The organism is Planctomycetia bacterium (assembly GCA_034440135.1).
In the GTDB taxonomy this organism is placed as follows: Bacteria; Planctomycetota; Planctomycetia; order Pirellulales; family JALHLM01; genus JALHLM01.
This window is the reverse complement of the sequence record JAWXBP010000417.1, coordinates 1-9031: the sequence shown is the minus strand read 5'-3', so window position 1 is coordinate 9031 and position 9031 is coordinate 1. Positions and strand designations below refer to the sequence as shown.

Below are 9031 nucleotides of genomic sequence, written 5' to 3'. Positions count from 1 at the left end.
AGGTCGTGAATCACATCGCTGGTTTGCAACGCGAGTTCGAGCGCTTCCTGGAGCGTGAGGTCCCAGTATTCCACTTGGCGCTCGTCGTGAATCAAACGCGGCGCGGCGGCGTCGATGCGACTCTGGTACGCCGTCTCGTCCGACGTCGGGTCGTCGATCGGCTGCGCTGCGCGGCGCTCGTAATGCGTCGGGTCGCCGCCTGGATTGTAGAACTGGGGACTCGGCCCAGCGCATCCGGCCGTCAAACTGAGCAGTGCGGCCAAGGTCGTGCCTGCGTGACGCAGCCAAAGCCCGCGTTGCCCGTGCCGATCACCTGATAACATGATTCGCGGTCGCATGGTGATTCCGGAAGAATGCTCAGAACAATTGCCATCCGTATCTCCGTCATCGACCCTACAGATGATTCGCCGTACCGGATTCGTTAGCGTCCGAAAAGTCGCCGAAAACGGAGGACTCAAGTTTTCAGTTGTCAGTGGTCCGTTTTCAGTCACAGGAACTGTAAAGGCTTGCCGGTTGGGCAAAGCGATTCGGTGAGGCGACTCCGCCAGTTGCGACGGTTGGCGCGAAGGCAACGAAAACCTCGCGAACGACGGTCGGATCGTGCCGACCGAAAGAAGTGGCAGGCGCTCGCGGCGTCCTGGTTCGAAACTCGTTGGCAACCACGAGCAATATATGAAACTGCGAAACCGCACCCGGCTGAGCCGGTTCCAGCGAATCACTCTGGCTCTCATGGCGGCGCTGGTGGTCGCTCGCGCGCCGTTCGCTCAGGCCGAGGTCAAATCCCAGGTTCGTCTGGCCGCCGCTCAGGCGACGCAGCCGACGCAACCTGAGATGACACCGCCATTGGCTGGCGGACCGCCGAACGTGGCTACCATTCAATTGCCGCTGCCCCGGCTGGAAATCGATATCCGGCCCACGACTGGAACACTGCCAGAGGATATCGCGCTGGAATATGTCCGCGGCCAAGGCCAGGTTGCCGGCGACGTCGGGCCGCGCTGGTATCTGTCGCCCTATTCCTGGGAAGCCCCCGGGCTGTTCCACCGGCCGATTTACTTCGAAGACGTCGCCTTGGAGCGTCATGGGCGATCCCGTTGCGCACCGCTGCAGCCAGTCCTCTCGGCCGCCCGAGCCGCTGGGCAATTCGTGATCCTGCCGGCGCAGATGGTCGTGCATCGCCCGCTGGATTGCGTTTACACGCTGGGCTACGGAAAGCCGCGGATTCCACCGGTTTACCCGTATCCGTGGTGTGCACCGCTTTGCCACAACCCGTACGCGAACTACCCGTATCGCCCGTACCAACCGGTTGCCCCGGCCGACGAAGTGTTGCCGCGATAAGAAGCGGCCGAAACACACAGGGCACGCACAAACGCGCCTATTAGCTTAGCGCAACAAAAAGGCCGAGGCGCGAGCCACGGCCGTGAGTGCCCAGGACACGAATCGAACGTGCACGGTATTGCTACCGCCAGCCCCTCAAGCTGGTGCGTCTACCAATTCCGCCACCTGGGCTAAGGGATAGTCCAGTGTATCCCCGGCGGGGGACCGGTCAAGCGACTACCGCGACGCCTTGCGGACCAGTTCTTCGTGGGGTTGGCGTGCTTCCTTCAAGAGCGCGATGAGCTGTTTCATCGCCGTAGCGCTCAGGTGCCCCAGTTGACGCTCGTGGCACTTGCGCACCGGGCCGTCCAAGTCAGCCAGCAGATTTTGCCCGGCTTCGGTAATGCCCACCAAGACTGTGCGGCGATTGCGCTCCGGCCGCTCGCGCTGAATCAGGGCGCGGCCTTCGAGCCGATCCACGAGTCGTGTGATGTCCGGCGCGCGCGAGACGAGCTTTTCAGCGAGCTCCAAGGTCGCCAACCGATCCGGCGCCGCCGCACGCAGCAATCGCAGCGCGTTGTATTGCTGCGCCGTCAGCCCATATTCGCTAAACAACTCGTCTTCGTATTCCCGTAGCCGGTCATACGTGCGCCAGAGGTTCAAATAGGCTTCTTGGGCGGGCGAGTCAAACTTCGGCGCGGCGGCGTTGGATTTGGCGGCGGGCATGTTTCCAATGTAGGCCGGCCAGGAATGGTTGTCGAGACAACGGTTGTTGGTGCTGAAATCGACGTGGAACGTGCGCTTTCTCGCGCTAAGCCCAGGGAAGGCCCTCGGAGACGTGGAAGACAGCGACGTTTTAGGTGGCCTTCCCTGGGCTTGGAGGGGACGCCGTGCATCAGCACCTACGCAAAGTCGTTCCCAAAGCCGTCCGATATTGTCCAGTTTTTCGGTTCCGCCTATAATCCGCCCCGCGAGTTTGGCGCTGCCACGAACCAATTGGCAAAGCGTCGCGTAAGAACCGGTGGCAGGGGCTGCAACGAGAGGTTGCGTGTTGTATTTCGGCAACACAGCGAGCGTTGCCGAAGTGCCTCAGAAACGGTGAAGCGCGTCGCGACAAACCAACGCGGCGAGCGCAAGACTCCACGTGAACGAGGTCGTGTGGCGACGCTCCAACATGCGTCGCGAGCGGCTGTTCCGACTCGTGTGAGTCGTGTCGTGTGGACCGCTTACGGTCGCCTTGCGGCGGAATCGGACTAGCGGGTGCGAAGGGAAATTTGTTGAACCGGCGACGCGTCGCTGACGATGAAACGGGTGCAAGCTTCGAGCCCGCGAGTCGTCCTGACACGGAAATGCGGCGCCGGCCAATTCCAAGGTAGAATGTTCAAGGACGACGGCGGGTAGTTTGAGAGCGCAAGGGTTCCATTGAGGTTCGCGTCCTAGTTAGTGCCTATCGAGATCGGTCCCCTCGGACCAGTGCGACGCGAACAGGCGAATCCGCTCCAACTCCCCCCGACGCCATTTGTCCGCCCCACCGGGCGGCGACATCGGGAGAAGCATCATGCAGGTTTACGGTCCCGCGCATCTTCACGGTCCGCAGTCGATCAGCGCGCCGCACACTCCGGCGGCGAGTCGCTCCCAGTCGAGCGATCGGAGCGCTCCGATCCAAGACGAAGTACAGATTTCGTCGCAAGGCGAGATCATGTCCCGGATGGCGGACATCCCTGAGATCCGTCACGACAAAGTCGCGGCCCTGCGAGCCGCGATCGCCGACGGCAGCTACGAGACCGACGCGAAATTGAGCGGCGCACTGGATCGCCTGCTCGACGAGATCGGGTAGTCGCTCAGCGGAACTTGAAATCACCGCAGGCCGGGCAGAACCAAGCGTTCGCCCGGCCTGCTTCGTTTACATGCGTAGGGCGGGCCGCGCCTATAAATGGCACGTTGCGACCCGCAATGCGCTCACAAGTGTTTCGCCTAGTGGATTCCGACAGGTAAGGCCCGCCGTGCTCGATATCGGCGGGCCTTACATTTTGGAGTCAAAGCGACTTGCTTTGATGCAGCGCAACCGAAATAGCGCCGACTACGTTCTTGCACGGCCCGCCCTACAAGATTTGCAAGCCGCCCAGCCGCTTGCGGTCGCTCGCGCTGAACGGGCATAATCAGCGACTTGCCTGACCGCATCGCGCGCCGCACCGGAGTTCACGACGATGAAAGCCGCTTTTATTCGCCAGACCGGACCGACGGACAACATCACTTATGACGAGTTGCCCACGCCAGAGCCGAAGGGCGCCGAGGTGTTGGTCAAGGTGGCGGCCGTGTCGGTCAATCCGATCGATACGTACATTCGCGGCGGCATGATTCCGATGCCGATCCCGCTCCCGTACATCATTGGGTGCGATCTGGCTGGCACGGTCGAGCGCTGCGGGCCGGATGCCAAACGGTTCAAACCGGGTCAACGCGTGTGGGGAAGTAATCAAGGGCTGATGGGCCGTCAAGGTACGTTCGCGGAATATGCCGCGGTCGATGAGAGCTGGCTCTATCCGTCGCCGGACGGTGTTGCTGACGAATCGCTGGCCGCGGTCGCCCTGGTGGGCATCACCGCGCATCTCGGCCTGGTGCGCGAAGCGAAGCTGCAGCCGGGCGAGATCCTGTTCGTCAACGGCGGCACCGGCGGCGTGGGCTGCACCGTGATGCAGATGTCCAAGGCAATCGGCGCGCGGGTCATCACCACGGCTGGCACCGACGAGAAGGTCAAAACGTGCGTGGCGCTCGGGGCGGATTTGGCGATCAACTACAATACGACCGACGTCAACGCCGCGATTCGCGAGTTCGCGCCGCAAGGCGTGAACGTCTGGTGGGAAACGCTCCGCGAGCCGAATTTCGAGCGGACCGTCGGGCTACTCGCGCCGCGCGGCCGCATGATCCTCATGGCCGGGCGTGAAGCCCGGCCCGTGTTTCCGGTCGGGCCGTTCTACGTGAAGGGCTGCTCGTTGCACGGCTTCGCCATGTTCAACGCGACGCCGGACGAGCAACGCGCGGCGTCGAACGATATCAATCACTGGCTGGCCGAAGGAAAACTCAAGCCCAAGATCGGCCGCACCATGCCGCTCGCGGAAGCCGCGGCCGCACACAAGTTGCAAGAAGAGAACACGCTCCAAAAAGCCGGCACGCTGACCGGCAAGATTGTGCTGAAGCCGTAATCGCCGGGCGACTTACTCTGGGGCCGTTTCGTGAATGGCGCCGGCATCGTCTTCGAGCGTCTTAATCAGCGCCGGAATGGCTGAGGCGGCTGCCGGGCCGATCTTGCCGAGGGCTTGGACCGCCGCTTCGCGCACATCGGGAGCTTCGTCCCCTAGCGCCGTGGTCAACTCCGCCACGGCTGGTTCCGCCTCAGGACCCATCTGGCCGAGCGCACGGGCCGCCTGACGCCGCACCGTGGGATCGGCGTCAGTGAGAGCGGTCTTGAGCGCGGGAATGGCCGCCGGGCCAATTTGGGCCAGGCTGCCGGCCGCGGACTTTGGTAGATCGACAACCGGTCCCAGGTCCGGCAACACCGGCTTGAGCGCCTTCCGTTCGAGATGCGGCGAGCTCGCCCGGGCGGCGAGGATTTCCTCGGTCGTTGGCGATTTTGGCACCTTCGCGCAGCCCGCCGCGAGGATCAGTAAGCCCAGGCTGAGGCGTTTCATAGCGGCCGGCAAAGTCATGATAAGTCCTCGCGTCGAACACGGCACCTTACCACAAGGATGGCTTATTCCGAGCGAATCGTCCAGCGCCCCATAACCGCGCAAGTCTGCCAAATCGCTTGGCGGGAAACCTGGCCAGCGACTATGATGCGGACTGGGGGCAGCAAGGGCACAAACCGCCGGCCGACGCCTCCGCCCACCCCTTTCGACGGAGGTCCGCGTGTCCCGACTGCGAACAAGCGTTGTGCTGCTGTTTTGCCTGACCTGTGGTTGGATTTCGCCCGCCTTCGCGGAAAAAGCTCCTGGGCCGCTGGCCAGGTACATCGCCCAGCCGGACGACAGCTACAAGTGGGTCAAGCGCCGCGAAGGGGATTTGCAAGGCGGCAAGTTCGTCGAACTGATTCTCACCTCGCAGACATGGCGTGGGATCGTCTGGAAGCATGCGTTGTTTATCTTCAAACCGGCCGAAACGCCGGATGCCTCGCAGGCGCTGCTGTTGATCGCGGGCGGCGGCTGGCGGCCTGAGTTGGAACAACCGCCGACCGATCCGAATCAGAAACTGCCGAAGGAAGCAATGATCGTCGCGGCGCTCGGCAATCATCTGAAAGCGCCGGTCGCCACGATCCTGCACGTGCCGCAGCAGCCCATCTTCGACGGCCTAAGCGAAGACGCGGCGATCTCGTACACCTTCGAGCAGTACATGAAGACCGGCGACGACACCTGGCCGCTGCTGCTGCCGATGGTCAAGAGCGCCATCCGCGGCATGGACGCCACGCAGGAATTCGCCAAGCAGGAATGGCAGCTTGATATCAAGCACTTCACCGTGACGGGCGCCTCGAAGCGCGGCTGGACCACCTGGCTCACCGGCGCCATGGACGCCCGGGCGAACGCGATCGCGCCGATGGTGATCGACACGCTCAACATGAACGAGCAGATGAAGCACCAGTTCGCCAGTTGGGGCAAATATTCGGAGCAGATCGAGGATTACACCGAGAAAGGCCTGCAAAACATCTTCGAAACGCCGCGCGGACGTGCGCTGACGGAGATCGTCGATCCGTTCTACTACCGCGAACAATTGGATAAGCCGAAACTGATCCTGAACGGCACCAACGATCGCTACTGGGCGCTCGACGCGACGAATCTGTACTGGAACGACTTGCCGGGCGAAAAGCACGTGTTGTACGTGCCCAACCGGGGACACGACCTCGACGACCTGCCGCGCGTCGTCGGCACGGTCGCCGCGCTGCATCAAAGCGCTGCCGGACGTCTGAAACTCCCGACGCTGGATTGGAAGCACGAGGACAACGGCGCCGGCCATCAACTGACCGTCACGTCCGACCTGCAGCCGAAGAGCGTCTCCGCCTGGGTGGCGAAATCCAAGACGAAGGATTTCCGCGAATCCGTCTGGAGCGCCGAAAAAATGAACCTCGCCGACGGCAAATTCGCCCACACGGAGAAAAACGGCGACGGCGGCTACACGGCGGTCTTCGGCGAAGCCCTCTACGAATTCGGCGAAGGCTCGATGCCGTTTTATCTGTCGACGAACGTGCGGATCTTCGGCGGGGACGATCAGGGGAACGGGAGGTAGTTGCTGTCCAAGATTTCCTACTCGTACAATGGAAGCTGACGGTTTCTGATTTTGCTTTGTGGATCTGATAGACGCTTGATTCGATCGGAGCTTCAAATGGATTATGAATACAAAGAGCGGCTTCTGCAGTTGGCCAAGCAATTTTATGACCGCGGGCCGGGGTTTGCGCAGGAGATGGTAGTTTTGCGCGAGGCCGCGGAAAAGTTCGAGTTGAAAGGCGACAAGCAAGGTCAGCAGCGTTTGCTCACCGCCTGGCATGATCTGTTCTTAGAACGCAAGCTCTCTTGGGGTTACGACATTGACAATCCTGCTTCCCCTTTTTTTCACCTGGTCGAACCGACTGTCTCACAGAATTAAACAGCGTTAGGCGTGGCTTTTACCCGGAGCGGCCATGACTGATTCCTTTTACCTTGACGTCGGACAGCACATTGAATCGGGCGATGGGTACTTGTATAGAAACCTGCAGTTGCTAGGGAAGGGCGGGAACGCAAATACCTATCTCGTGGTCGCGACATCGGGACCACATCGAGGAGTACCCTTTGCGATTAAGGTCTTTCGCAATCTGTCACGTCCGGAGCGAGGGGAAGCGTTTCTAAAGGAAGTCGAGTTCCTTCAAGAATGCGACCATCCCTCGATCATGCGCGTTTTTGATCGGGGAAGTTTCGAGGGGCGATTTCCGTTTGTCGTCGCGGAGTACTTGCCCTACACGCTTCAAGACGTGGTTCAAGCGAAAAGGCAAACACCGGTCGTCGCAAAGATTAGCTACGCGCTTCAGCTTCTATCCGCACTCGCACATTTGGATCAATTGCGCCCGGCCGTAATTCACAGAGATATAAAGCCGCAAAACGTCTTTGTGAAAGGGCGGTCCTGTGTGCTAGGCGACTTTGGGCTGCTGAAACTCGCGAACGCGGATACGGACCGAGAAGTGTTCAAGGAGAGTGTTGGCGCCGGAATGCCCTACAGATACCGGACGCCTGATCAAGTTGCCTATCTGAGGGGCGAGGCCGAACTGACCACGAAGAGCGACGTGTTTCAACTCGGCCTAGTATTGGCCGAACTTTTTACGGGCCGAAACCCTGAAAGGCTTTGTGTCGACATGTACAACGACGACGTTGCGTTGGATCCAATCGGAGCCATTCACAGCTCGTTTTCGGACGAGATTGCGGATGTTATTTCGCAAATGCTTGAGTTTGCGCCCGCGAAGCGACTTTCCTCGATACAGTTCTTGGACATGTGGGACGGCATTTTCAAAGTCGCCGTTCGCCAAAAGCTCGCATCGAAGAAACGGATTTGGTAGTCGGGTTTGCACCGTGGTCGCCGGAACGTTAACTAAGCGACGACTTTTAGCAGGCCAACCAAGTCGCTTCGCCGATCTCAAACCCGAGTTCCTGCAAAACCTTCAACAGCCAGTTGCCCTGGGCTTCCCACTCTTCTTTGAGTGCCATGCATCGAATCCAGGCCGCGGTGATGGAATACGTCAAGGAAGGTGGAACAGGTCGGGGAGCAACTCCATCGTTCGCGCGTAGGCCAGCCCTTCTCCGGCGACCGGAATGATCATCCACCGCAGCGCGTTGAGGCATTCTCGACGCAGCCCTACGACGTTGACTTCAATGACTGGGGGCGCGCGATATCCGCGCACTCGAGGCCAGAAGCGGGGAACAGTAGTGCGATAGGTCGTGTACTCATCGCCAAAGCGATGCTGAAGCCGAAACTCTTCTGAGCCAACGGTCACACGAAGATAGACAAAGGTGGCCAGCAACGCCCCCACTGCCAGGGTCAGATTCTGTAGGAAAACAACGAGCGACATCAGCATCAAGAAAGTGCCGAAGTACAGCGGGTTGCGGCAGAGCGAATACGGTCCCAGAGTCGCCAGCCCGCTCCCCTTGCGCCCGCCGATATAGAGTGTGGCCCAGAAGCGAAAGAAAGCCCCGCAGACAAACAGGACAAACGCGGCCAGGTCAAATTCCAGATCGCCCAGCGTGCCTTCGCCCACGTATGGCTTCGAAAACAGTGCGCCGACCGCGAAGGGGGCGAGAATGGCGAAGGCCAGCAAGCCGCGGCCGCGAACCCAGCGGCTTTGCGGAGGGAGTGAAGTGATTGCGTCCATGCGAATGTAGCCAAGTCTAGACCGGTAGCGATCCCTCACCGTTGAGGTGCAGGGAATCTAACTATAGATGTCGTAGTTCGGCAACGGAATTGGGGCAATGAATGAACGCTTTTTAATGTTCGACGGCGTCGTCACGCCTTGGAAGCCTTTCCGCGTTTCTGTTTCTCGGGCTTTGCACAGCTCTGTGTCGCCCGAACCCGCTCCAGCAGCGTAACCGTTAACGGACCGCCAGCGCTGCGTGGCGTTTTGCGTGGTTGCGACGGCGGCGGGTGGTGGCGGCTTGGAGTTCTTGGTCGCGCGAGGCGTGGATGTGTTCGGGATGAGTCTTGGCCCAGAGGT

At 60.6% G+C, this 9031-nt stretch carries 10 protein-coding genes and 1 tRNA gene; 6 read left to right on the top strand and 5 right to left on the bottom strand.

Annotation, left to right across the window (positions count from 1 at the left end):
* A partial coding sequence (locus tag SGJ19_24355) for a hypothetical protein (protein ID MDZ4783391.1) occupies positions 1–338 on the bottom strand: 338 nt, incomplete at its 3' end.
* A gap of 334 nt (positions 339–672) precedes the next feature.
* On the opposite strand from SGJ19_24355, the gene SGJ19_24350 reads away from it, so the two are divergent.
* Positions 673–1335, top strand: a complete 663-nt coding sequence (locus SGJ19_24350; protein ID MDZ4783390.1) for a hypothetical protein — start codon at positions 673–675, stop codon at positions 1333–1335.
* Positions 1336–1422: 87 nt separating this feature from the next.
* Here SGJ19_24350 and SGJ19_24345 read toward each other — a convergent pair.
* Positions 1423–1506: transfer RNA gene (locus SGJ19_24345), tRNA-Leu, on the bottom strand.
* Between the two features lie 45 nt (positions 1507–1551).
* Positions 1552–2040: a MarR family transcriptional regulator gene (locus SGJ19_24340; GenBank protein ID MDZ4783389.1), complete on the bottom strand. Its 489-nt coding sequence runs from the start codon at positions 2038–2040 to the stop codon at positions 1552–1554.
* Positions 2041–2872: 832 nt separating this feature from the next.
* Here SGJ19_24340 and flgM point away from each other — a divergent pair.
* Together flgM and SGJ19_24330 are read left to right on the top strand one after the other, a co-directional pair.
* Positions 2873–3151 (top strand): flagellar biosynthesis anti-sigma factor FlgM, encoded by a 279-nt coding sequence (flgM, locus tag SGJ19_24335; GenBank protein MDZ4783388.1) that lies wholly within the window; start codon positions 2873–2875, stop codon positions 3149–3151.
* 370 nt (positions 3152–3521) lie between these two features.
* Positions 3522–4514: an NADPH:quinone reductase gene (locus SGJ19_24330; protein MDZ4783387.1), complete on the top strand. Its 993-nt coding sequence runs from the start codon at positions 3522–3524 to the stop codon at positions 4512–4514.
* A gap of 12 nt (positions 4515–4526) precedes the next feature.
* Here SGJ19_24330 and SGJ19_24325 read toward each other — a convergent pair whose 3' ends face one another.
* Positions 4527–5018 (bottom strand): HEAT repeat domain-containing protein, encoded by a 492-nt coding sequence (locus SGJ19_24325; GenBank protein ID MDZ4783386.1) that lies wholly within the window; start codon positions 5016–5018, stop codon positions 4527–4529.
* Between the two features lie 199 nt (positions 5019–5217).
* On the opposite strand from SGJ19_24325, the gene SGJ19_24320 reads away from it, so the two are divergent.
* From SGJ19_24320 to SGJ19_24310, 3 genes are all read left to right on the top strand, one after another.
* The gene (locus SGJ19_24320; protein ID MDZ4783385.1) at positions 5218–6585 is read left to right on the top strand and encodes a PhoPQ-activated protein PqaA family protein; all 1368 of its coding nucleotides are present in this window, start codon (positions 5218–5220) and stop codon (positions 6583–6585) included.
* A gap of 96 nt (positions 6586–6681) precedes the next feature.
* Positions 6682–6942 (top strand): hypothetical protein, encoded by a 261-nt coding sequence (locus SGJ19_24315; protein MDZ4783384.1) that lies wholly within the window; start codon positions 6682–6684, stop codon positions 6940–6942.
* Positions 6943–6976: 34 nt separating this feature from the next.
* On the top strand, positions 6977–7882 hold the full coding sequence (locus SGJ19_24310) for a serine/threonine-protein kinase (GenBank protein ID MDZ4783383.1): 906 nt from the start codon (positions 6977–6979) through the stop codon (positions 7880–7882).
* Positions 7883–8062: 180 nt separating this feature from the next.
* Here SGJ19_24310 and SGJ19_24305 read toward each other — a convergent pair whose 3' ends face one another.
* Complete coding sequence (locus tag SGJ19_24305; protein MDZ4783382.1) at positions 8063–8692, bottom strand: isoprenylcysteine carboxylmethyltransferase family protein; 630 nt, start codon at positions 8690–8692, stop codon at positions 8063–8065.
* Positions 8693–9031: the final 339 nt, after the last annotated feature.

What these genes read in the sequence shown, in the direction of transcription:
- SGJ19_24350 (MDZ4783390.1), top strand. Translation starts at nt 673, where the DNA reads ATGAAACTGCGAAACCGCACCCGGCTGAGCCGGTTCCAGCGAATCACT.
- SGJ19_24340 (MDZ4783389.1), bottom strand. Translation starts at nt 2,040, where the DNA reads ATGCCCGCCGCCAAATCCAACGCCGCCGCGCCGAAGTTTGACTCGCCC.
- flgM (MDZ4783388.1), top strand. Translation starts at nt 2,873, where the DNA reads ATGCAGGTTTACGGTCCCGCGCATCTTCACGGTCCGCAGTCGATCAGC.
- SGJ19_24330 (MDZ4783387.1), top strand. Translation starts at nt 3,522, where the DNA reads ATGAAAGCCGCTTTTATTCGCCAGACCGGACCGACGGACAACATCACT.
- SGJ19_24325 (MDZ4783386.1), bottom strand. Translation starts at nt 5,018, where the DNA reads ATGACTTTGCCGGCCGCTATGAAACGCCTCAGCCTGGGCTTACTGATC.
- SGJ19_24315 (MDZ4783384.1), top strand. Translation starts at nt 6,682, where the DNA reads ATGGATTATGAATACAAAGAGCGGCTTCTGCAGTTGGCCAAGCAATTT.
- SGJ19_24310 (MDZ4783383.1), top strand. Translation starts at nt 6,977, where the DNA reads ATGACTGATTCCTTTTACCTTGACGTCGGACAGCACATTGAATCGGGC.
- SGJ19_24305 (MDZ4783382.1), bottom strand. Translation starts at nt 8,692, where the DNA reads ATGGACGCAATCACTTCACTCCCTCCGCAAAGCCGCTGGGTTCGCGGC.